The 21,738-nt window shown below is 62.3% G+C and carries 27 protein-coding genes and 1 pseudogene; 17 read left to right on the top strand and 11 right to left on the bottom strand.

The window, feature by feature from the left end; all coding sequences use genetic code 11:
• Window positions 1-4: 4 nt before the first annotated feature.
• The gene (locus GGD61_RS09390; RefSeq protein ID WP_183230610.1) at window positions 5-202 is read right to left on the bottom strand and encodes a hypothetical protein; all 198 of its coding nucleotides are present in this window, start codon (window positions 200-202) and stop codon (window positions 5-7) included.
• Window positions 203-1,302: 1,100 nt separating this feature from the next.
• On the opposite strand from GGD61_RS09390, the gene GGD61_RS09385 reads away from it, so the two are divergent.
• Window positions 1,303-1,470, top strand: a complete 168-nt coding sequence (locus GGD61_RS09385; protein WP_312012637.1) for a hypothetical protein — start codon at window positions 1,303-1,305, stop codon at window positions 1,468-1,470.
• Between the two features lie 88 nt (window positions 1,471-1,558).
• On the top strand, window positions 1,559-1,726 hold the full coding sequence (locus GGD61_RS09380) for a hypothetical protein (protein ID WP_183230609.1): 168 nt from the start codon (window positions 1,559-1,561) through the stop codon (window positions 1,724-1,726).
• A gap of 254 nt (window positions 1,727-1,980) precedes the next feature.
• Here the strand turns inward: GGD61_RS09380 and GGD61_RS09375 are convergent, their stop codons facing one another.
• Complete coding sequence (locus GGD61_RS09375; protein WP_183230608.1) at window positions 1,981-2,253, bottom strand: hypothetical protein; 273 nt, start codon at window positions 2,251-2,253, stop codon at window positions 1,981-1,983.
• 11 nt (window positions 2,254-2,264) lie between these two features.
• On the bottom strand, window positions 2,265-2,513 hold the full coding sequence (locus GGD61_RS09370) for a hypothetical protein (RefSeq protein WP_183230607.1): 249 nt from the start codon (window positions 2,511-2,513) through the stop codon (window positions 2,265-2,267).
• A 698-nt stretch (window positions 2,514-3,211) separates the two neighbouring features.
• On the opposite strand from GGD61_RS09370, the gene GGD61_RS09365 reads away from it, so the two are divergent.
• Complete coding sequence (locus tag GGD61_RS09365; RefSeq protein WP_183230606.1) at window positions 3,212-4,138, top strand: Ku protein; 927 nt, start codon at window positions 3,212-3,214, stop codon at window positions 4,136-4,138.
• 59 nt (window positions 4,139-4,197) lie between these two features.
• Window positions 4,198-4,374: a hypothetical protein gene (locus tag GGD61_RS09360; protein WP_183230605.1), complete on the top strand. Its 177-nt coding sequence runs from the start codon at window positions 4,198-4,200 to the stop codon at window positions 4,372-4,374.
• A gap of 66 nt (window positions 4,375-4,440) precedes the next feature.
• On the opposite strand, the gene GGD61_RS09355 is transcribed toward GGD61_RS09360, so the two are convergent.
• The 3 genes from GGD61_RS09355 to GGD61_RS09345 are packed head-to-tail and all read right to left on the bottom strand — an operon-like array spanning window position 4,441 to window position 7,039.
• Window positions 4,441-5,190 carry an SDR family oxidoreductase gene (locus tag GGD61_RS09355; protein ID WP_183230604.1) on the bottom strand — a complete coding sequence of 250 codons (750 nt, stop codon included), beginning with the start codon at window positions 5,188-5,190 and terminating at the stop codon, window positions 4,441-4,443.
• 48 nt (window positions 5,191-5,238) lie between these two features.
• Window positions 5,239-6,207, bottom strand: a complete 969-nt coding sequence (locus tag GGD61_RS09350) for an MBL fold metallo-hydrolase (RefSeq protein WP_210311013.1) — start codon at window positions 6,205-6,207, stop codon at window positions 5,239-5,241.
• A 7-nt stretch (window positions 6,208-6,214) separates the two neighbouring features.
• Window positions 6,215-7,039, bottom strand: coding sequence for an alpha/beta fold hydrolase (locus GGD61_RS09345; protein ID WP_183230603.1), 825 nt, complete (start codon window positions 7,037-7,039; stop codon window positions 6,215-6,217).
• 125 nt (window positions 7,040-7,164) lie between these two features.
• Between GGD61_RS09345 and GGD61_RS09340 the strand changes: the two genes are divergently transcribed.
• The 3 genes from GGD61_RS09340 (at window position 7,165) to GGD61_RS09330 (ending at window position 9,039) form a co-directional block, all read left to right on the top strand.
• Entirely contained in the window at window positions 7,165-8,064 is a 900-nt protein-coding gene (locus tag GGD61_RS09340; RefSeq protein WP_183230602.1) for a LysR family transcriptional regulator, read from the top strand.
• Between the two features lie 101 nt (window positions 8,065-8,165).
• A complete protein-coding gene (locus GGD61_RS09335; protein WP_183230601.1) occupies window positions 8,166-8,393 on the top strand; it encodes a hypothetical protein in 228 nt (75 codons plus the stop codon).
• A 25-nt stretch (window positions 8,394-8,418) separates the two neighbouring features.
• Entirely contained in the window at window positions 8,419-9,039 is a 621-nt protein-coding gene (locus GGD61_RS09330) for a cell envelope biogenesis protein TolA (protein ID WP_183230600.1), read from the top strand.
• Window positions 9,040-9,053: 14 nt separating this feature from the next.
• Here the strand turns inward: GGD61_RS09330 and GGD61_RS09325 are convergent, their stop codons facing one another.
• From GGD61_RS09325 to GGD61_RS09310, 4 genes and pseudogenes are all read right to left on the bottom strand, one after another.
• On the bottom strand, window positions 9,054-9,641 hold the full coding sequence (locus GGD61_RS09325) for a TetR/AcrR family transcriptional regulator (protein ID WP_183230599.1): 588 nt from the start codon (window positions 9,639-9,641) through the stop codon (window positions 9,054-9,056).
• 54 nt (window positions 9,642-9,695) lie between these two features.
• Window positions 9,696-11,147, bottom strand: coding sequence for an amidase family protein (locus tag GGD61_RS09320; protein ID WP_183230598.1), 1,452 nt, complete (start codon window positions 11,145-11,147; stop codon window positions 9,696-9,698).
• Between the two features lie 301 nt (window positions 11,148-11,448).
• The gene (locus GGD61_RS09315; protein ID WP_183230597.1) at window positions 11,449-11,715 is read right to left on the bottom strand and encodes a hypothetical protein; all 267 of its coding nucleotides are present in this window, start codon (window positions 11,713-11,715) and stop codon (window positions 11,449-11,451) included.
• A gap of 318 nt (window positions 11,716-12,033) precedes the next feature.
• Window positions 12,034-12,231: pseudogene (locus tag GGD61_RS09310) on the bottom strand (DNA ligase); the annotation flags it as partial.
• Between the two features lie 277 nt (window positions 12,232-12,508).
• On the opposite strand from GGD61_RS09310, the gene GGD61_RS09305 reads away from it, so the two are divergent.
• From GGD61_RS09305 to GGD61_RS09275, 7 genes are all read left to right on the top strand, one after another.
• A complete protein-coding gene (locus GGD61_RS09305; RefSeq protein WP_183230596.1) occupies window positions 12,509-13,498 on the top strand; it encodes an NADP-dependent oxidoreductase in 990 nt (329 codons plus the stop codon).
• Window positions 13,499-13,570: 72 nt separating this feature from the next.
• Window positions 13,571-14,242, top strand: a complete 672-nt coding sequence (locus GGD61_RS09300; RefSeq protein ID WP_183230595.1) for an HD domain-containing protein — start codon at window positions 13,571-13,573, stop codon at window positions 14,240-14,242.
• 146 nt (window positions 14,243-14,388) lie between these two features.
• Window positions 14,389-14,811 carry a cupin domain-containing protein gene (locus GGD61_RS09295; protein ID WP_183230721.1) on the top strand — a complete coding sequence of 141 codons (423 nt, stop codon included), beginning with the start codon at window positions 14,389-14,391 and terminating at the stop codon, window positions 14,809-14,811.
• Window positions 14,812-15,033: 222 nt separating this feature from the next.
• Window positions 15,034-16,008 (top strand): GlxA family transcriptional regulator, encoded by a 975-nt coding sequence (locus GGD61_RS09290; RefSeq protein ID WP_183230594.1) that lies wholly within the window; start codon window positions 15,034-15,036, stop codon window positions 16,006-16,008.
• 184 nt (window positions 16,009-16,192) lie between these two features.
• Complete coding sequence (locus GGD61_RS09285; protein ID WP_183230593.1) at window positions 16,193-16,834, top strand: HD domain-containing protein; 642 nt, start codon at window positions 16,193-16,195, stop codon at window positions 16,832-16,834.
• 144 nt (window positions 16,835-16,978) lie between these two features.
• On the top strand, window positions 16,979-17,560 hold the full coding sequence (locus GGD61_RS41620; RefSeq protein ID WP_409362457.1) for a nitroreductase family protein: 582 nt from the start codon (window positions 16,979-16,981) through the stop codon (window positions 17,558-17,560).
• 75 nt (window positions 17,561-17,635) lie between these two features.
• Window positions 17,636-18,178, top strand: coding sequence for a DUF4863 family protein (locus tag GGD61_RS09275; RefSeq protein ID WP_183230592.1), 543 nt, complete (start codon window positions 17,636-17,638; stop codon window positions 18,176-18,178).
• A gap of 189 nt (window positions 18,179-18,367) precedes the next feature.
• On the opposite strand, the gene GGD61_RS09270 is transcribed toward GGD61_RS09275, so the two are convergent.
• Window positions 18,368-19,132 carry a hypothetical protein gene (locus GGD61_RS09270; RefSeq protein ID WP_183230591.1) on the bottom strand — a complete coding sequence of 255 codons (765 nt, stop codon included), beginning with the start codon at window positions 19,130-19,132 and terminating at the stop codon, window positions 18,368-18,370.
• Window positions 19,133-19,382: 250 nt separating this feature from the next.
• Here GGD61_RS09270 and GGD61_RS09265 point away from each other — a divergent pair, with 250 nt between their 5' ends.
• From GGD61_RS09265 to GGD61_RS09255, 3 genes are all read left to right on the top strand, one after another.
• Window positions 19,383-20,369, top strand: a complete 987-nt coding sequence (locus GGD61_RS09265; protein ID WP_183230590.1) for an AraC family transcriptional regulator — start codon at window positions 19,383-19,385, stop codon at window positions 20,367-20,369.
• A gap of 86 nt (window positions 20,370-20,455) precedes the next feature.
• Window positions 20,456-21,136 (top strand): nitroreductase family protein, encoded by a 681-nt coding sequence (locus GGD61_RS09260; RefSeq protein WP_183230589.1) that lies wholly within the window; start codon window positions 20,456-20,458, stop codon window positions 21,134-21,136.
• A gap of 35 nt (window positions 21,137-21,171) precedes the next feature.
• Window positions 21,172-21,717, top strand: coding sequence for a carboxymuconolactone decarboxylase family protein (locus GGD61_RS09255; protein ID WP_183230588.1), 546 nt, complete (start codon window positions 21,172-21,174; stop codon window positions 21,715-21,717).
• Window positions 21,718-21,738: the final 21 nt, after the last annotated feature.

Raw genomic sequence — 21,738 nt, 5'->3', positions numbered from 1 at the left:
CTTCTCATGCTTCGCCGGCGCCGCCGAAGAGCGTGGAGGGCGGGCTGGTGCGTGGAGGCGGCAGTGGCCTGGCGCTGCCGGCGGGCTTGCTCTTGGCGTCGTACCTCTTGGCCAGATCGAGCAGTCTTCTGCGTGTGAACGGGTCGGCCTTCTCCGCCAAATCGCGTGCCCGCTGCGCGAAGCCTCTGTAGAACTCTTCCATGACGCCACCCCCGCAACAATCACTGAAAGCCCGATTTCAATATCGGGCGGCGGAGAGGTCAAGAGGCGAGGAGATCGCTGACAACTTTCCGCGATACTGTTGCAACCGGAGCCCGGATGGACCTACGCTGCGGCCGGCAGGGGAAATCCGATGGCTGTGCTGTTTTCAAGCCGGAAGCTTTGTCCGACGTGCGGCAAGCCGATGACGGCTGTCCCCGACGACGTCGTCGCGGGGCGGCAGCGTTATGTCTGTACGCACTGCGATACCGATCCGATGCACGATCCCGCCGCCCGCAGGTGGGCTGATAGCCCGCTACGGGCACCGGCCAAGTAGGGGTGCGTTTGCCAAGCGAGCGTTCTGGTATGATCGCTCGACTGCACCCGAGGTTTGCTGCCATGATTGCTGTCGGTCGTCGTTTTCTCGTTGGTCTGCCTGGTCGCCTTGCCCGCGTCCGCTGAGACGTGCTCTGAAGCCATCGCGCACTGCAAACAGGACGGCTCCTGGCATCCGGACGCGGACGCGAAGTGTAGCGCCGCCGGCAATGCCTGCATGCAATCCGGAAACTTCATCGGGCCGTACACGGGCAAGGTCTGGCGGGGCCTCGTCAAGCGGTGAAGCTGGCCCAGGACAAATCCGGAGGCGGCTTCGGGCCGGAGCGGCCTTGCTTCTGGTCGCCCCGTTCGCCTTGTCCGAAATTTAATCTCCGGCGCGTATCTTGAGACCCTGAACCTCGCGGAGGCGATCGATACCTTAGTGCCTGGCCGCGGGTTGCCCCGCGGCCAGGCGGTCGAGCGCCTCCGGCCTAAACCAGCCCCAGGCCGCTGGTCGCTCGGCCGTTCTTGCGAAAGCCGAACGCCGGGATCGACACTTTCGCCTATGACATGGTCTCAGCTCCGGACCTGTGCAGCACCTTCCTACGTGAATCCCGGGCGGTCGCGCCGTTCGGACGAGGAACCGTGCGCGGTTTCCATCGCCTTGCCCATCCCCGAAGGCCTGCGCCGCGGAGCCCTTAAGTAATCATCCGCAATTTCGCTCGCTCACGACCGGGCGCATGCTGGCGATATGGAGCGCCACATCCTGTTCAAGTGTCCGCGCACCGCATGAACGTCCAGCACCGGCTCGACGACGATCGGCCCGAGGCGCCGCCGGGAAACACCTACGTACCCGTGCGCTGTCCGGCCTGCATGGCGCTGCATTTCGTCAACAGCACGACCGGCAAGCTCCTAGCAAGCAGCGGCGATCCCGACCACGCTCAGCGCTCTGCCTGATCCATGTACCGACAAATCGCGGCGAGGACTGGCAAGCTCGTCGGCGGCGCACCAAATCGTTTGTATGTTCCAAACGCGGGGAGGTGCGATGTCGACCGTGGCAAAGCTGCTTGCGCGCAAGCGGGCGCTCATGGAGCGGCTGGAGAGCGATCCCGGACCGAACGAACGCGAGGAAATCGAACGGCTGCTGGCGCAGATCGCGACCTCGCTCAGCCTGCTCGAGCCCGGCAATGCCGCCGCGTCGAGCGAGGAATAGGATCGAATGCAGATCGGCCCCGGCAGCCCTATTGCTGCCGAGGCCGATCGTGCTCTCTAACTGTCCGAATGCTTTCGCCGTCCAACCCGCGGGTCCGGGCTTCGTTCCATCGAACGCCCGCGGATCGCTCTCGGAGCCGACGCCGTATCTGCGGTCGCAAACTGTGGGGCGGAGCCCGGAGTGCCTAGGAGTCCGGGTCTCCGCAACCGTAACAGCACCGGCGCGCGCGCATGCCGCTCGGTACGAAACCAATTCTACGCCTCCGAGGGCGGTTCGCTTTGACCCATCTCAACTTCGCGTGGTCGAGCAGCGGCGCCCTTCCGCAACGCATCGCGCTGGCCGCAGAGGTCTTCGACCCTCGCCCGCATCCTCGTCAGCAGGAGTTCGGCCGAGGCCGTCGCGACGCCGGCGCGCTGCAGCATGCGGATCTCGCGCTCCTGGGCGCGGAGCTGACCGCGCATGCGCTCGATCTCATTGCGCACCCAGTCGAGCTTTCGATGGGAGGATTCACTGACTTCGGAAACCATCGCGAGGTCCGTCACAGCGTGCTGAGATCATCCGGGACGTCCCCGAACTTCCGGATCAGCTTGGCGTCACTGAAGTCGCCGCTGGACGGATCTCCGGTCCGCGAGAACGCGATGGCGCCGGCGTGACCGGGCTTCCGGGACAGCGCTTCGGCCCGCATGACCGCGGCGTTGGCGCTCAGGCACTCCGTCGCCTCGCCGGCGGCCAGGCCGTCATCGGAGAAAACGAACGGTAGAGCGACGTAATAGGTCACGTCAGCCATCTGCCTCACCCCTGCGTTCTCGCGCTCCTAAGAGCCGTCCCCTGGCATAGCCGGTCGACACCTTCGTCCGGAGCTCGTCGAGCTGGGCCTCGAGGAAGTCGTTAGCCACGATCAGCGCCTTCACCGCCTCTCTGGCGTCGCCTCGCAGGCTTCGATGGCCTGGTCAGCGGCAAGCTCCAGGTCGCGCTCGGCGGGCGCGGCAGGCTGGGGTGCAGCGGGCACGACTTATGTTCTTTGTTTGTTCCGATGGAGTCAATGGGGCGTCCGCCCAAATTTGCCGCCGCCGGCGGGCGCCCGTCGTCCTCGGCGGCTGCACATTGTGAGTGCCCCGACCCATTTCTTAACGTAGGTTAATCGGCGGACAAGCAACCGGGGGAAGTCCCATGAGTTGGAAATCTTCGCGTCCTATGTCGAGCACGCGCGCGAGCAAACAAGTGCCGGCACCGAACTCACACGCATCATGCTGGCTCATTCGAGGGAGCGACTGGCGCAGTCGCGCAAGCTTTTGGATGAGCTCGGCCCTCCTCCTGTGACTTGGCCAAAGCCGTCGCAGAAGCAGTGAGTCCTCGACCAGGGAACAGGTCTTCACTGGCGTCAGGCCGGGGATGGACGAAATCGGGCTCGCGGCGGCACGATGTCGGAACCGGGGCCTGCCGTTCGTCTTGAATCCAGGCCTGCCCCAACGGAGTTCTGCGTACATGGCGCCCCGAGCGAACTGGAAAGGGTTTCTGAGACTCTCCCTCGTCACCTGTCCAGTGGCGCTCTATCCGGCCACCTCCGAGGCCGAGAAGATCAGCTTCAACCAGCTCAACCGGCAGACCGGACATCGCATCAAGTACCTGAAGGTTGATGCCGACACCGGCGACGAGGTGCCGAACGAGGACATCGTCAAGGGCTACCAGCTTGAGAAGGACCAGTTCATCGAGGTCAGCAAGGAGGAGCTCGAGGAGATCGCGTTGGAGTCCACGCGCACCATCGAGATCGACGAGTTCGTCGACAAATCGGATATCGATCCGCGCTACCTGATCCGCCCCTACTACATCCGCCCCGACGGCAAGGTCGGGCACGACGCCTTCGCGGTGATCCGCGAGACCATCCGCGAGATGAACAAGGTCGCGATCGGGCGCGTGGTGCTGACCAACCGCGAGCACATCATCGGACTCGAGCCGTTGGACAAGGGCCTCGTCGGCACGCTGCTGCGCTACCCTTATGAGGTGCGTAGTGAGCAGGAGTATTTCGAAGACATCCAGCAGGTGAAGCTGACCAAGGACATGCTCGACCTCGCCAAGCACATCGTGAATCAGAAGGCGGGGCGGTTCGATCCGGACAAGTTCGAGGACCACTACGAAACCGCGCTGATCGACCTCATCAACCAGAAGCGCGCCGGCAAGCCGATCACGCCGAAGGAGCGCCCAGCATCGACCAACGTCGTCGATCTGATGGAGGCGCTGCGTCGATCCGTCGGCAAGGAGGCCGCGCCGGCGAAGGCCGCCAAGCCCGCCAAGAAGCCGAAGAAGGCCTCGGCCGGCCAGAAGGAGATGCTGATGCCAATCGCAGGCAAGAAGCCTGAGAAGGAAACGGCGACGAAGAAGCCCGCGCCCGGCCGGCAACGCAAGTCGGCGTGAGCGGCAAACCACGCGCAGCGCGCGGTATCCCTTGGGGGCACACACCCGAGGAGCAGCACATGAGCCCATTCTTTCCCGAAGAATTTTCGGCCAGGTTGATCGACCGGAATCCGGTTGCGATCATTGACGGCATGCCGCCTCGAGATCCCGACGAGGACGAAGAGGAAGACGACCAGGACGACGAGGACGAAGGCGCCGACGAGCCGGCGGTCGTGCGCGAGCCGGACGAAGACTAGATGAGCAGCCTTACTTCGTCAGCTTCGCGGACTTCGCCCCGCACTAAGATCCATGGCTCGAAGAGATCAGACCTGTGCGAAGCCACCGTCAACGAACAGTTCGGAGCCATTCACGAAGGAGCTCTTGTCGGATGCCAGGAATAGGACTGCCTCGGCGATCTCGATTGGCAGCCCGACCCTTCCAACCGGTGCTACATCGCTGTGACCTTTCAGGAAGCCAGCCATCTGGTCTTCGGTCATGCCGAAACCGTCGTAAGCCGGCGTCGGCACCGTACCTGGGCTCACGACGTTTACCCGAATTTTCCTGTCTCTCAGATCGACGCTCCAGCCGCGTGCGAACGACCTGATCGCGGCCTTAGTCGCCGCGTACACGCTGAACGCCGGAGTTCCCTTGATGGCCGCGATCGAAGCGTTCAGCACGACCGCGGATCCCTCGCCCATGAGGGGCAGGGCCTTCTGTACGGTGAACAGGGTCCCACGCACGTTGACGCCAAAAGTCTTGTCGAAGTGGGCCTCGGTGATCGTTCCTAAAGGAGCGAATTCGCCGAGGCCAGCATTTGCGAAGAGAATATCCAAGCGTCCCTTGACCTCCTTGATCTCCTCGAAGAGGCGATCAAGATCGCCGAGATTGGCGATATCGCCCCTAATGCCCTTGGCATTCGATCCGATCGCTGCGACAGCTTTCTCGAGTTCTGCCTGTCGCCTTCCTGTAATGAAGACAAACGCACCTTCCTTCGCGAACAGCTTGGCAGTTTCCAACCCGATGCCGCTGCTACCTCCCGCTATCAGTGCGATCTTCCCTGACAATCGATCCATGTTGGCTTCCGATTTCGGAGTGATTGGTGAATCCGATGTCGCTTGCGGTCACACGCCTTCGTAGACCAGTCGGGTAAAGAAGGCGGGATCGATGACGAAGTTGCCGAACTTGGCGTCGGAGGCGGCTGTCGGTTTGGCCGCGACCGTCTCGTCGCGCGAGCGCCCCTGCTTCTTGAGCGCGGCGACGTTGTCGCGGATGCCCGCCAGCATGTCGCGGAATTCGCGGAGCTCGGCCCTGGTGCCTATGGCCTTGCCGTGGCCGGCGATGATGATGGTCTCCTCGTTGGTCGCCGCGAGATTGGCATCGGAGGCTGCGATCATCCCGTCGATGCTGCCGCCGGTGGAGTAATCGATGAACGGATAGATGCCGTTCCAGAACGTATCGGCCAGGTGCGCGACGTTCGCTTCGGGAAACGTCACGGAGATGTCGCTGTCGGTATGCGCAGGACCGTAGTATTTGAGGGCGATCGTCGAGCCATTGAGCTTGAGGCTGCGCGCGTCGGCGAACGTTTCGGTCGGAAGTCCGGCCGGCGGCAGCGCGAGGAAATTGTAGTCCCATTCCTCCACGCGCTGCACCTGGGACAGGTATTTGCGCGTGTTGTCATGGGCGATGATCTTCGCGCCGGCCGCGTTGAGCCAGGCGTTGCCGTCGGTATGGTCGAAATGCCAATGGCTGTTGACCAGATGCGTGATCGGATCGGCGCCGAGTTCGGCAAGGGCCTTCGTTATTTGCGGGCGGGAGACGGCGATGCCGGCGTCGATCAGCACCTTGCCGTCGGGACCCGTCAGCACGGCCACGGTCCCGCCGGAGCCTTCGAGCGCACAGATGTTGCCGCGCAGCTTGTGCGTGACGATCGGCGACGAGGCGGCGCTGTCCTTGATCAGGCTGACGATGCCGCGCGCCTCGGCGAAGGCCTGTCGCGGCGTCAGCCAGGCTCCTGCGGCCGCGGAGGCCGCGCCTCCGATGCAGCACAGACAGAAGCCGCGCCGCGACATGGAATGCTTTCTCGAGATCATGGCGGCCTCAGCCCTCGATGAACGCGAGAAGATCGGCGTTGATGGTCTCGGCCTGCGTGGTCGGCATGCCGTGAGGGAAGCCCTTGTACGTCTTGAGCGTGCCGTTCTTCAGGAGCTTGGCGGACAGCGGTCCGGCATCGGCGTAAGGAACGATTTGATCGTCCTCGCTGTGCATCACCAGTACCGGGATGGTGATCTTCCGCAAGTCGGCGGTGAAATCGGTCTGCGAGAATGCAACGATGCCGTCGTAGTGGGCCTTGGCGCCGCCCGTCATGCCCTGGCGCCACCAGTTCTGGATGATCGCCTCCGAGGGCTTCGCGCCCGGCCGGTTGTAGTTGTAGAAAGGTCCCGCCGCCACGGCGCGATAGAACTCCGAGCGGTTCGTGGCGAGCTGCGCCTGGAAGTCGTCGAACACTTCCTTGGGAAGGCCGGCCGGATTGGCCTCGGTCCTCACCATCAGAGGCGGCACTGCGCTGATGATGGCCGCCTTGGCGACGCGGTTGTCACCGTGACGCGCGAGGTAGCGCACCACTTCACCGCCGCCGGTCGAATGACCGACATGGATCGCGTTCTGTAGTTCGAGATGACCCGTGACCGCCGCGAGGTCGTCCGCGTAGTGGTCCATGTCGTGACCGTCGCCCACCTGGGAGGAGCGGCCATGGCCGCGCCTGTCGTGAGCGATGACGCGGTAGCCCTTGTCGAGGAAGAAGAGCAATTGCGCGTCCCAGTCGTCGGCCGATAGCGGCCAGCCGTGACTGAAGACGATCGGCTGTCCCTTGCCCCAATCCTTGTAGAAGATCTCGACGCCATCTTTGGTCGTGACGGTGCTCATCGTTGAACTCCCGTTTTCTGCGGCCGATCGGACCGGACTTCTTTAGGGGTACCGCGTTGCAGCGCGGTCGCGCAGCCCCTAAGATCGAGAAGGAACTTCTCAAAGTTCGGAAAGGTGAGCCTTCCGTGGACGGCCTTGATGCGATGTCGGTGATCATCGCCGTAACCGAGACGGGCAGCATCTCGGCCGCTTCGCGTCGCCTGAAATCTCCGGTCGCCACCGTCAGCCGCAAAGTCGCCGACCTGGAATCCAGGCTGAAGGCCCAGTTGTTTCAGCGGACCTCCCGTCGGATGACTCTGACCGATGCCGGAAGGTCTTATATCGACGCCTGCAAGCGCATAATCGAGCAGGTCGACGACGCCGAACGGGAGGTATCGGGGGAGTACCGAATTCCAAAGGGGGGCTTGGCCGTGACGGCGCCATGGGGTCTCGGCCATATGCATCTGGTGCCGCTGGCCATCGAGTTTCTCCAGGCCTACCCTGAGATCTCGCTGCGGCTGATGTTGACCGATCGCATAGTGAAGACGACCGAGGAGGATATCGATATCGCGATACGTGTCGGGGCGCTGCCCGACAGCGGCATGATCGCGACCCGGATCGGTTCGATCCGCATCGTCGTTTGCGGAAGCCCTTCATACCTCGAGGTTCGGGGCCGCCCGCGGCAGCTCGCCGACCTGGCCGACCACGATTGCGTCACCATCGACGATCGCGGTGCGCCGCCTGTCTGGCGCTTCGTGCGAGGCAGTCGGGCCAAGATAGCCCCGATCAAGTCGCGGCTGTGCGTCAACACCTCGGAAGCAGCCGTGCTGGCCGCGATCGCTGGCGCCGGATTGACACGCGTGATGTCGTACAAGATGGACGCGGCAAAGCAGGCTGGAACGCTTGCCATCGTGCTCGACGACTTCGAACCTGAGCCGCTTCCCGTCCATATCGTCTATTCTCCGCGGAAACCCGTACCGATGAAGCTACGCGCATTCCTGAATTGGATGACGCCGCGCCTCAAGACGCGACTAGCGCTGGACTGATCTTTCGGCAGCAAGCTCAGCCTGCTGCTGCCTCTTTCGCGGGAACCGGGATGTCCTGGAGGCGGTTGGAGTCGGCCCGATATCTTCGTAGGAGTGACCGCATGGACATGAAAGAAGCCGCCTCGGCGATGACGGAAGCCTCAGGGCTGGTCGACGAGCAGGATGGCAACGACAGGATTTATGGAGCGCGCCGGCGACCGCTCCGGCGGCCTTCGCAGGACGTCGCGTTGCGCTGGGCCGAGCGGCTGCGAGAGGTCGCGGTGAAGGCGCCCTTGCAGTCGCTCCTCGTCGCCTTCCTGCTCGGCATCTGGGTCGCGCGCCGCCGCTAGGAAGTCGCGAACCCCGGCACGCCTGATGGCTAGAAAGCTCAAGACGTATCAGACCTCGCTTGGCTTTTACGATCTCGCGATCGCGGCTCCCTCGATGAAGGCTGCACTGGAGGCGTGGGGCGCCGGCAGCAACCTCTTCCATCAAGGGATCGCCAAAGAGACGGACGACCCCGACGTGGTCGCCGCGACGATGTCGAGGCCTGGCGTGGTGCTCAAGCGGCCGGCGGGATCGAACGGGCGATTCGCCGAAGAATCCGAGCTCCCCACCGACCTGGGCGGTGACAACGGGGCTACCCGGGAAAGGCGTCGCGCGAAGCCGGCGAAGCGACCTGCGCACCAGGCGTCTCCCAAGATCAGCGAACGCGAGGCAAGGAAAGCCGCCGCCGATTTCGAGAAGGAGCAGAGGAGCCGTGAAGCCGAGCGTCGGCGCGAAAAGGCTGCCGCGGTCAAGGAGCGGGAGCGACGAGAGAAGGCCACCGCAAAACTGCAGGCGGCACTGGACAGGGCCGAGCGCGAACATGCGAAGAGGGCGGCGGACCTTCAGGCCGAAGCCGAAGCTATCGAGAAGCGGCTTCGGTCCGAGGACGATCGCTGGGAAAAGGAAAGAGAGCGGCTGCAAGCCGCGCTGCGGAGGGCGCGGGAGTAGGCTGCCAAGGGCGCTCAATCCCCGGAGTATGGAGCTCGCGCGAGGTGCAACGCAGCTTCAATGCCGCCTTCCAGGATCTGCTCCGCATAGGCAACATCTGGCACGGCCCGTGCGAACTGGAGGGTTCCGACCATGAGCCCGAAGATGGCCGTCGCGCGACGGCGGCTCGCTTCGGCATCCGTTATAGGAAGCAGGGCCGCCAGCGCCGAGACGTAGCTCCGCATTCCCTCTTCATAGGCCATTCGCGTGGGTAGGGGCTGTCGCGCGATCTCCGGAAGCAACGCGGCCGAGGGGCACCCTTCCGCCGGATATTTGAGGTGGGCGCGCCTGAGATAGCTCCGGATCACAGCCTCAAGGTCCGCGCCGTCCTGCCGATCTTGATCGAGATGATTCTGCTGGCTGGCGAGGGCGCTCGCCAGCGCTTCTCGAACAAGCGATTCCTTGGACCCGAAATGAGGAGAGAAGGCACCTTTGGTCAGACCGGCCTCTCCCATGATCCCGCCGATCCCGGCTGCAGCCGCGCCGTCTCGACGAATGCATTTGGACGCTACCTCGACGATATGCCTTCGCGTCGCCGCCTTGTGACCTTTCTCGAAACGCATCGCTTGTTCCCGTCTATCGCTCCGCTTGGCTCAGGGCTCGATTTGCCGATCGTACTAGGGTTTCCAAACGCCTTCGACCCTGCGCGCGAGATCCAACAGCGCACGGTCGCTCCCTAACGGGGCATCCAGCTCAAGGCCGATCGGCAGTCCGCCGCGAGACAAGCCAACAGGAAGGCTGATACCCGGCAGACCCACGCTGCTCGCCGAGACGGTGTGGTTCGCCAAAGCGAGGTAGCTGACTTCTTGGCCCGCGATATGGACCGTCGTCTGCTCCTCGATCAAAGGGGCCGTGCACGGCGTGGTCGGCTGCAGGATCGCCTGTGCTCCTTGAGTGACGAACGCCTTGTCGAGGCGGCGCTTGATTTCCGGGCGGCTCACGTTGAGCGCTGTCTGATAGCCTTCTGCCGAGGTGACGCCAGCACCGCCCGGCAATACGATATGCGCCCACGCTTGGTGAAGCTGGGGCTTTAGATCCGTGTAGATCGCCTCGAAGGTGGTCGGAACGTCGTGATGGCGGAGGAATTTCGAAATCGCATCCATCGTCTCATAAGCGAAGATGCCCCACGTCGCGGTTTGGATGAGGGCATTGAAATCGTCGCCGAGATCAACTTCGACGACCTCGGCGCCGACGTCCCGCAGCCGCCGCACCTCCTCGCGGAAGCGAGCCTCGACCTCCGAGTCCACCAGATCGAGGAACTGCCGCGGTGCGAAGGCCAGCCGGATTCCCTTCAGGCCGCGGCCGCCGTCGGAGAACTCCGTGGCTTGTTGACCGGTCACGACCTGATCGACGAGAGCGCAGTCCTCGACACGACGCGCGAACACGCCCGTGGTGTCGAGCGTATGGGAGATCGGCGCGACACCGTTGCGCGGCCATCGCCCGGTCGTCGGCTTGAACCCCACCACGCCGCAGAACGACGCCGGCACCCGGATCGATCCGACGGTATCGCCCCCCAGAGACGCGGGCACGATGTTGGCAGCGACGGATGCGGCGGAGCCACTCGAAGAGCCGCCCGACACGTGATTTCGGGCGTGCGGGTTCTTCACTTGGCCATAGCGCGCGTTGTGTCCCGTCAAGCCGTAGGACATCTCCACCAGGTTGTTCTTGCCGAAGACCAAGGCGCCCGCATCCTTGATGGCGCGAACTGCGTCTGCGTCTTCTTGCGGCACGAACTGGGCAAGCCCGTCGAGGCCCAGGCTCGTTGGCAGTCCCTTCGTCAGATAGCTGTCCTTTACCCCGAGCGGCACTCCCAGAAGCGGGGCGGCCGACCCGCCTGCACGCGCCTTATCTGCTTCCCGCGCGGACGCGAGCACGGCGGATTCGTCGATGGTGATGAAGGCATTCAAATCGGCCAGTGTCCGGGCGCGCTGCAAAAGCGCCGCTGTGTAGTTCTCCGAGGTGATGTCGCCGTTGCGGATTGCGGCTGCAGCGGCCGCGACGCCGAGCGAAGTCAGATCGGCCGTTTCCCGAAGAGCGGGTCGGCGTGAAGCGGCGGTCGTATCGTCCATGGATCCTCGCAATGAGCTGAGACGCCCCATCTCGCAGCCCTAGGGCGGGGCGGCTTATTGCATTACGTTCATAATATTAAATTACGATCGTACGTCAATAGAGGGGCGGACACATGACTGTGAGGCCTGGCCGCCTCCGGTCGTCGCCGCCCGCTTGCGCGGCCAGCGTTAATGGCTGCATGAAGGACGCCGTCGTAGGCCGCCGTCGGGCCACGGGAAAGCTTCGCGCGGCGGAAGCGAACAAGAAGATCCGAACAAAGCGAGCTCCTGTGCCTTCGCAGCGCAGTGAGCACGGCGGCCCTCAGGTTTCCCCGGGACACTCCAGACAAGTATCGCCGATCCCATCCAGCACCTCTGCGATTTCGACGACGGCTTCCTCCGGAGAGACGCCGTGCGGCGGATCGCGACGGGCGACATCGAAGGCGCGCTCGCGGGAATGAGGGTCGGCCCGGTCCTGCATCCAGCCGTGCTCCTCGCATTCGCGGATCGCGCCGGCTTCGAGCAGGACGCTGATCGCCCACCCCCGCAGCGTCCGGATCGCCGGCCGTCGTTGGTTCGTCATCAGCATCGAGATAGCTCCTGCCGTGACGAATCCTTCCGCCCGCCTGCTCGTTCCAGGCGGTTAGCACGGGTCAGGGATTCGCAATCGCTGGGGCTGGAGCTTGTCCACCTGTTCCGCAGCGCTGTGCACAACGCTACATGACACGAAGCGGGCCCGGAGTGCCTAGGAGTCCAAGCTCCGCTTCGTCACGGCGCCGGTCTTGGACCTTCGCAGCTGTCCAGCTGATCACGGCCCACGTGCTCCGAGCCAACTTGCGTGTCAGCCGCTCGCCTGTAGTGCTCGGCCTTCTCCAAATAATCGCCGGTACTGGTCAGGTCGTGACCTCTCATCCTTTACTTTGGCAGGAAAGGGAGACCTGCCAGTCTTGAGCTGCATGAGTTTGCTGTGAAGCTCTTCGAGAACTTGGTGGCTGAAGCCGGAGCCGACGTGGCCGATGTACCGCTACGCATCGTCTTCGCGTACCGCCAGCACAAGGGCGCCGAAAAAGGGCCGGGTTCGCCTGGGCGCCGTGAAGCTGGGAATCTCGGTCGCCTCGCTGCAGACAGAGTGGCAGCTCCCCCAACAACTTCCAGCAGATCTCCGCGGCACAGAAAGTCTCTGACATCGCCTAGAGAAGGTTGTGTTCTGCAAGTCGCTTCGTCAGGCGCGATTCGATGGCACCGATAGGGCGCGCCCGTTCCCAGCTTATGTTGTCAAGAAACGACGTGCGGCTGTCCCGATCCGTAGGATCGGATTTGTTGTTCAAAGCGGCGCTCCGTGGCCACATACGGAAAAGCCAGCTAAGCACTAGGAGTTTCAGATGATTCCGAGCAGCATCATTCGTGACGCTACTGAAGAACGAACTCTTTCGACAATGATGGCTTGGCGCGTTCGCGAGTTCGGGCCACCAGAGATCATGAAGTTCGAGCGCATTCCACGGCCTGAGCCACGCGCTGGCGAGGTCCTGGTCAAAGTCAAAGCCGCCGGGGTGGGACCATGGGATGGCTGGATCAGGGCCGGCAAGAGCGCTTTGCCGCAACCGCTTCCTCTCACTTTGGGTTCGGATCTTTCTGGTGAAATCGTCGCCGTGGGCCCTGACGTCGCCGAATTAGCCGTAGGGGATCAAGTGTACGGTGTTACGAACCCGCGGTTTGTCGGGGCCTACGCCGAATACGCTGTCGCTTCCGCAGGGATGGTTTCGACTAAGCCAACCTCGCTAACCCACGTTGAAGCCGCCTCCGTTCCTGTCGTTGCCATCACCGCATGGCAGGCACTGTTTGATCACGCCCAACTCAAAGCGGGTCAAACGGCGGTCATTCACGGCGCGGCCGGTAACGTGGGATCCTATGCGGTTCAATTGGCTCGTCAGGCAGGTGTGCAAACCATCGCAACCGTATCGACGGGGGACATTTCCGCCGCGCGCGACCTCGGCGCAAACACCGTCATTGATTACCGGACCCAGTGCTTTGAGGAAGTAGTGCGCGATGCGGACGCCGTCATTGATCTGGTTGGGGGCGAAACGCAAACCCGTTCGTTCCAGGTCCTTCGTCGCGGCGGCAGGCTGGTCTCCGCAGTGTCCCGCCCGGATCAGGATCTAGCTACGCGCGATGGTGTCGACGCCAATTTCTTTCTGGTCAACGTCACGAATCAGTATCTGAGGGAGATCGCCCGCATCATCGATGGTGGAAAGCTGCGAACAAACGTCGGGGCAGTCTTACCCCTCGCGGATGCGCGCGAGGCTCATTTGATGCTGGAACGCGTGCGGCCTCAGCCGAAAGGAAAGATCGTGCTCGACGTCGGAGCAAGTTGATCAGGATCATTTCATCGTTGCGCTCGCGCGTAGCGCGCAGCCAAGTCCAAACTAACTTGAAAGGAAGAAACAATGACAACCCCAAATCTCGCCCAGGCTCTCGTCATTCCCGATTCCTTGCTTGCCAAAGAGGCTACAGACATCCTGCGCGAACATTCCACCGATCTGCTGTTTAATCACTCGATCCGAGTCTATCTGTTCGCTGCTGAGCAGGGTCGTCAGAGGAATCTGCGCTTCGACCGTGAGCTTCTGTATGTCGCCGCCGCATTTCACGATCTCGGTCTGATCAAGAAGTTCTCGAGCCCAGACGAGCGCTTCGAGGTCGATGGCGCAAATGCCGCCCGGCAGTTTCTTAGCACGCATAAAATCGCTGAAGATCAGGTACAGACCGTCTGGGAAGCAATCGCGCTGCACACTACCCCCGGCATCCCGAAGTACATGGGTCCTGAAGTCGCGCTCCTGAACTCCGGTGTGCTTCTCGATGTCATCGGGGTGGGGTTCGATCAGTTCCCAGCTGAGCTGCGCGAGGAAATCGTCGCCAAGTACCCGCGCACAAATTTCAAAGAAGGCTTCATTCGGGAGTATTTCGCCGGTTTTGCGCACAAGCCAGCGACGACGTATGGCACCGTCAACGCCGCTGTCTGCGAACGTTTCATCCCGGGGTTCAAGAGCCCAAACGCCTGCGACCTGATCGCTGCTTCGCCCTTCCCGGATTCCCAGCACAAGGCTCACCATCATGACTAGGACCTATCCGTGCTCCAGCAGCACAATCCGGTCACGATGAGCTCGTTAGAGGAGATGGTGCGATGATGTCGATCAGTGGATTTGCCTATGGGACTGGTGCTGTATCAAACCGTCGAGGTGTGTTGGCAAAAGCAGCGAGAAGAGCACTGCGAGCGGCCGCCGTCCCGCCGATAGTAGCAGCGATCACCCTGGGAGCTTCGCCGGCGATCGCGCAGGACCGGGAGCAGGTGAAAGTCGCCTTCGCGCACGCACTGCCGAATGTCGAGGGAAAGAGGCTGGTTGCTGTGACGGTGACTTATCCTCCCGGAGCCAAATCGCTCGCTCATCACCACGCAGCGTCAGCTTTTATCTACGCCTATGTGCTGTCCGGGATCATCCGTAGTCAAGTCGGCGACGAACCCGCGAAGATCTATCACGCAGGCGAAAGCTTTTACGAAATGCCCGGTTCACATCACAGGGTCAGTGAGAACGCGAGTGACAACGAGTCCGCCAGCTTGCTGGCGGTCTTCGTCGTGGAATCCAAGGACGAGCCCTTGACCACGCCAGACAAGGCGCCGGGATCGCAATAATGGCGCGACGAGCTCGCCAATGGCCGTGACGGTCCTTTTGGGGAGTTGCAAGGACCACTTGGTTGGCGGCTACGCCAGCGAAACCAACTGCTAGAAGTCTATAGCCCCTGGTTGATCCCGGATGCGCGAATGTTCGTTCTGTTGCCTCCCGGATCGCGCAGGCCATTTGCGGGGGCCGGACTACCTGCATAATATGCCTCCAGAGTGGAGAGGCAGTAGCAGGTGCCGGTACAAGCTGTCGCGATCGTCGTCTGTGAGGGGGTTCAGGCTCTGGACGTGGCGGGTCCGATGGACGTGTTCAGTGAGGCGAACACGTTTCTCGGCAGCGCGGATCGCTACGAAACCGTATTGGTTGCTGCTCACCGCGATCCGCTGCGCGCGTCGAACGGCATACGCATGGTCGCCGACCTGACCTTCGAGGAGGCGGCGGGCGGCTTCGACATCGTTCTGGTGGCCGGCACTCCGACGCCACCGGAAGCGGAGCCCGAACCGTCCCTGCTTCAGTGGGTCAAGGAGCTGCCGTGGCGCTCGAGCGTGTATGGCTCGATCTGCACAGGGGCTTTTGTGCTCGGCTATGCCGGACTCCTCGACGATCGGCGAGTCACGACCCATTGGCAGGATGCACAGGCGCTGGCGGCGAGATTCCCGAAGGCGAAAGTCGAACCGGACTTGATCTATGTGCGGGATGGACGGCTGATCACCGCGGCGGGTGTGACGGCTGGGATAGATCTCGGCTTGGCGCTCGTCGGGCAGCGGCACGGCGCGGAAACGGCGCTCAAGGTTGCCAAGCGGCTGGTCGTGGTTGCGCAGCGCCAGGGCGGACAGTCGCAGTTCAGTCCCTATCTCACGGCACCTGCCGATCCTGAATCGCCCATCGCACGCATCCAGGACCATGTCATGGCGAACATTGGGGATCGTCACACGCTGGAGTCGCTTGCCGCTGTCGCTGGAATGAGCCCCCGGAATCTGGCCCGGCATTTCGGGCAGGCGACCGGGACCACACCACACGAATTCATCGAGCGCGCCCGTATTGATGCCGCGCGCATGATGCTGGAAGCAAGCGACCGACCGCTGAAGGCCATTGCCTTCGATTGCGGCTTCGGATCGGCGGATCGGATGAGGATTGTCTTCAGCACCCGTCTCGGCGTGACCCCTGTCCAATATCGCGCCAGCTTCCGGCGAGCAGAAACGGAATAGTTCGCGAGCTAACCGAGCACAAAACTGCGGGCTCCTACTGCCCCGAAGCCTCAGAGCGGCCCTTTGTCAGGAAACGACGTACGGCTGTCCTGATCCGTAGCATCCCGCTTGTTGTCCGGAGCGGAGCTCTGTTGCCTAATCCCGACAAGCAACCAGCCCGTTATTCAACCGAGGAGATTGCTCCATGTCCGAGATCATCGCCGGCATCCGCGTGCCTGACAGCGCCATCGCGCGCGCCGCCACGCAGCTTGTGCGCGATACCGAAGACGACCTGCTCTACAACCATAGTCGCCGTGTCTTCCTGTGGGGCGCGCTCACGGGCGAGCGCCGCGGGCTGAAATACGACCCGGAGCAGCTTTACCTCGGCGCTATGTTCCACGATCTGGGTCTCACCGAGAAATATTCGAGCCCCGATCTGCGCTTCGAGGTCGACGGCGCCAATGCCGCTCGGAACTTCATGAAAAGCTACGGCGTCCCCGAGCGTGACGTCGAGGACGTCTGGACAGCCATCGCGCTCCACACCACGCCGGGGATCCCCGAGCATATGCGTCCGACCATCGCGCTGGTGACCGCCGGTGTGGAGATGGACGTGCTCGGCATCGCCTATCACGACTTCACGCATGAACAGCGCGACCATGTCTGCGTCCATCATCCGCGCGAGACAAATTTCAAGGAGAACATCATCGATCACTTCGCCAGCGGCATCATCAAGAAGCCGCTGACGACGTTTGGAAACGTGAAGGCCGACGTCCTGGCGCTCAAGGACACGAACTATGTCCGTCAGAACTTCTGCTCGATCATCCTTGGCTCAGCCTGGCCGCACTGAGCGTTCGTTGCTCCGAGCCGAGGAGGCCGAGATGGATACCAACCGTACGATGATGTCGGGTCCTGAACGAGCCACCGTCGGCAGGCGTGAGGGTGGTGTCGTTGCGCAAAGCCCGATCGATCAGATCTTGGCCGGGCCGTTTGCGTGCCGCGAGTTTTGCAGCACTCCGGTCCGCGACGGACGATCGAGCAGATCCTCCGTATCGCGCGGTTCGCGCCGAGCGGGGCGAACATCCAGCCTTGGCACGTCTACGTGCTGGCTGGCGCGGCCAAGGACAGAGTCTCGACGGCGCTGCTGGACGCGCACGAAAATTCGCGCGACGAGCACGTCTCGGAATACAAATACTACGGCAGCGACTTACCAGACCCGTACCTTAAACGGCGGCAAGAATTTGGCCGGTTGTTCTACGAATCGCTCGGAATCGCTCAAATCGATCTCGAGGCGAGACTCAAACAAACCGCGAAGAACTACACATTCTTCGGCGCGCCGGTGGGATTGATCGGGACCATCGACCGTCGCCTGGAAGTCGGAAGCTGGCTCGACCTAGGAATGTTCGTGAGAGCGTCATGCTCGCGACGGCGGGACGCGGGCTTCAATCTTGCCCGCAGGAAACGTTCGCAAAATACCATCGTATTTTGCGTCCGCTGCTGTCAATTCCTGCGGAGCAGATGGTGGTGTGCGGCATCTCGGTCGGCAAGGCCAAAGTTGAGCGGCCGGATAGATTGATGCCGCGGGCGGACATTGATGAGTTCGCCACGTTCGTAGGATTCGAAAGGTAATAGTCGAAGAGGAGAGATCGCAATGGGAAGCCGGGAAGAACTGATTCAGCGCAGCATTCCGTTTCTCCGGGAAGTCAAGGACATGACGCCTGGCGCCGAGATGGAACGTTGGCTCAACGAGACATATGGCGAAAATAGCGCGCTCTACCAGGATCTGGCTCGCCTGATCAAAATCGGGGTCGAGGAGCGATGGGCGGCAAACCAGGAGGTGGACGGCCCGAATTACCGGCGCAGCCGCATCCTGGAGCCCACTCCCGAAACGTTCCAGTTCAGCATCACCGCCGTGTACATGAACAGCGCCGATCCGCGCCGCTTCAAGGACGAAGACGATCACGACGTGTTGCGCGGACAATACCATGGCCATCCCTATGGCGAGCTCAACCTGGTGGTGCCCTTGAACAAGGGCGCGGAGTTGAAGGGATTGCAGGGCTGGCAGGGCCCGGGCTGGACGGCGCCCGATCCGGGCAGCAGGCACTATCCCGAGGTCAGGGGCGGCGCGGTGATCGCGCTGTTCTATCTGCCGGCCGGACGCATCTCCTACGATTTCGAGCCTCCGACTGGATGAACGAAACAAAATCGTTTCGAGAATTCGATGCGCAATCCGGATGTCGATAGTCGCCCTACGAAGCCCTAGCGAACACATGGATCCGCGCGACCTTGTCAGGCGCAGAAGGTGTCGGCACTTCATTGCGCTCGTCGGCAAGATCGCGCGAGATGGTGCATCCCCCTGCCTGCTTTTTGGCTCCGCCCGAGCCTACTTAAGACTGATGAAACGCGACGGACCCGGCACCACTGTCTTCTTGAGATCTGCGAGCAGGGGCGCAGCATCAGACCGCGAAAGCTCGGCACTGCTCGCGAGCAGGCGCACGATCTCCCAATCCTGCCTCGCAAGCGAATACCGGAGAGGCCCGATGCGCTCCATGTAGAACTGCAGAAACAGCGGTCGGGCTATCGGATCCTTGAGCCGATGGCCGGGTTCATCGGCGTTGACGTCGATGAGCCTCGCCGCAAGGGCCATTCGCAGGAGCTCCAGTGCTCGAGCGCTCTGAGGGTTAGGGCCATCGTCCCTGTCGCCGGCGCTGCTGACGGCATCGAGAAGGGCCCATGCTTGATCTTGTTCAAGCGGATGCGACGCAGCGATGCGCTTATCGATATCCTCGGCCCACCAGCGCAGTTCGCGCGCCAACACCTTATCGCGATGTTCTTCTCGCGCCTGGCTTGCAACGTACTCCGCGGCACGGCGCTGCTTCTGAAGTGTTTGCGGCACAAAGCCGCACACCGCACTCAACGCGACCATAAGAAACGCCAGCGGCGCGCGCCGCGGCAATACGGCAGGAACTCGCCAGAAGAGAGCGAGGACGGCAGCCGTGAGCACGGCGATTGCGACGAGAGCCGCAAGCGTAAGTCGATCGAGCTCGGCCGCCCCCTCTATCAGCAGGTTGTCCAACCTGAAACGGATGACGTTGAACGCGCTCGCGAACGCGATGACGATTTGGAGGGCGGGAATGAGCCAGCGCATGGCGATCTGTCGTTGGAAACTACCTATCAGAAGCGTCGACGTGCTCCATCTGGCGGCTTGGCCGCATAGAGGGCGCTGGTTCGAGTTTGACGCGGACCTCGCAAGAAAGGTTCGTCCGTCTGGTCAAGCGGTTCTCCGCGCTCTGCGCTCGTTTGTCGAGCGCCGCGCTGGAGAAGGACAGAACGCCAAGCCTTTGGCCGAGGAGCCGCTAAATTGATATGCTCCGTCGCGATTCACGTCTTGAGGTCTTATGTCTCAAAGCGACTGGTTGAGTCATCTGCTGCAGATCATCAGCGTTACCGGCCAACTTGAGGTCCGCTGCGCCTACGGCGCACCATGGCGGATTATCTGGCCCAGGGCAGCGGCAAACGAGATCCCCTACCATGTCATAGTCAAGGGCCGCGCCATTTTCGAAGATCCTGATTCGAAGACGGTGCAGGAGCTTGAGAGCGGAGATATCGTGCTGCTTCCTCACGGTTCATCGCATACGTTGCACGACGGCAGCGGCAAAACGCCCGTCAGCACGCACCAGAGCAGGGGCTCCGCTGGATGGATGTTGAGCGAGAACGATGAATCCGGGGAGCGGCTCGATCTGCTCTGCGGACGATTTTTCGTCGTGCCACCTCATGATCGATTGATCCGCAACTACCTGCCATCAAATCTGGTCGTGCGGGCTATGAAGAACCACGGGCAAGAGGACATCGCGTCGGCATCGAGTCAACTTTCCGGACTGGTGAGCTTGATGCGATTGGAGTCGGCTGGTGACAGAGCGGGAGGACGCGCCATTCTCAACGCGCTTTCTTCGGTTTTGTTCACTCTCGTTCTGCGCGCCGCGAGCGAAGCCGGCCAATCCACCGAAGGCTTGTTGGCCCTTGCTGGCAATCCGAGATTGGCACCGGCGATTGCGGCGATGTTTGCGGATCCTGCGCGACCTTGGAAGCTTCCCGATCTAGCCGATCTATGCGGCATGTCACGCGCGACATTCATGCGCCAGTTTCAGGACAAGTTGGGCCGCTCCGCCCTCGATCTGTTGACCGATCTTCGCATGAGCATGGCCGCCAACGAGCTCAAGAAGCCAAGGATCAGCACGGAAGATGTGGCTGAGAGGGTCGGGTATCAATCCGTCTCGGCATTCCGGCGTGTATTTGCGGAGAGGATGGGGATGACACCAGGGGAATGGCGCCGACTGGCGCACAACGGCGATGAGTCCGGGTCGTCCCCAGAACGATCCTTTTGAGCATCAATTTGAGCCGATAGAGGCTCGAAACGATCAAATCTGTCAGTAGGTTGGGCTCCGTTATCACCTGATGAGGGAGTCACCCAATGCACGACACCGCGACAACCGCTGCCCACCGCGAAACTTCCCGCTGGCTCGGGGGAAAGCTTCCGACAAACGCCGTCATCGAAACCATTCTGAGCCGCAGTGCTGCGAAGTACTATGACTCGACCGCCACTCTAAGCGATGATCAGATCCGCGACCTGGTGCGGATAGGCACTTCAGCGCCAACATCCTTCCATCTGCAGAATTGGCGCTTCATCGCCGTGCGCTCATCCGAAGCGAAGTCGCGGCTGCTTCCGATCGCCTGGAATCAGCCCGCAATCATCGAAGCGGCCGTGACTTTCATCATCATCGGCCAATTGGCTGATGCCAGCACCGTCCCTGCGCGCCTGGCACCGGTCGTGGAAGCCGGAATCATGCCGGCACATCTGGTGCCGGAATGGGAGGGGCCTGCGCGCGGCCTCTACGACAATCACCCGCAGCGCCAGCGCGACGAGGCCGTACGCACCGCGACCTTCGGCGCCGCGGCCATCGTCTATGCAGCCCGCTCGCTGGGCCTCGGTTCGACACCGATGATCGGTTTCGATGCAGAAGCCGTGCAACGAGAGTTCAGCCTGGCCGAAGACGAAATCCCGGTCATGCTGCTGACCGTCGGGCCGGAGCGACCCGGCAACTGGCCGCAGAAGCCGCGTCTGCCCGTGGCCGACGTGCTGCACTTCGCATAACCAACCCCGAAATCAATCATCCAAGGAGAAACATCATGGCCAGAGCTGCTGCTCCGAGGCCGGAACACGTGCCGGCTGCTTCCAAACCGACCCTCGATGCGTTCACTGAGAACATCGGGTTCACGCCAAACATGCTGGCGACCTTCGCGCAAAGTCCGATCGCGTTCAACGCATGGGCCGCTCTGCTCGGCTCGTTGAGCAAGGCGCTCGACGTCAAGACGCGCGACAGCATCGGCCTTGCGGTCTCCGAAGTGAACGGCTGCGACTACTGCCTGACGGTGCACAGCTTCACGGCGGAACGCATGGCCAAGCTGCCGGCCGAGGACATCATCCTCGCCCGAAAGGGTCACGCAACCCACCCGAAGCGGGATGCCGCCGTCCAGTTTGCACGCAAGATCATCGAGAGCCGTGGTCATATCACCGACGCCGATCTGCAAGCCGTCCGCGATGCCGGCTACACGGATGCGAACGTCATGGAGATCGTCGCGCTTGTCGCCATGTACTCGCTGACGAACTTTTTCAACAACGTGTTCCATCCCGACAGGGACTTCCCCGCGGTGGCACCGGCCGGCTCGATCTGAGCACGGTCGGGAAGTCCGGAA

This window comes from Bradyrhizobium sp. SBR1B (assembly GCF_014198205.1).
Lineage (GTDB): Bacteria > Pseudomonadota > Alphaproteobacteria > Rhizobiales > Xanthobacteraceae > Bradyrhizobium.
Note: the sequence above shows the minus strand (reverse complement) of the source record. Positions and strands in the feature narration are given on the sequence as shown.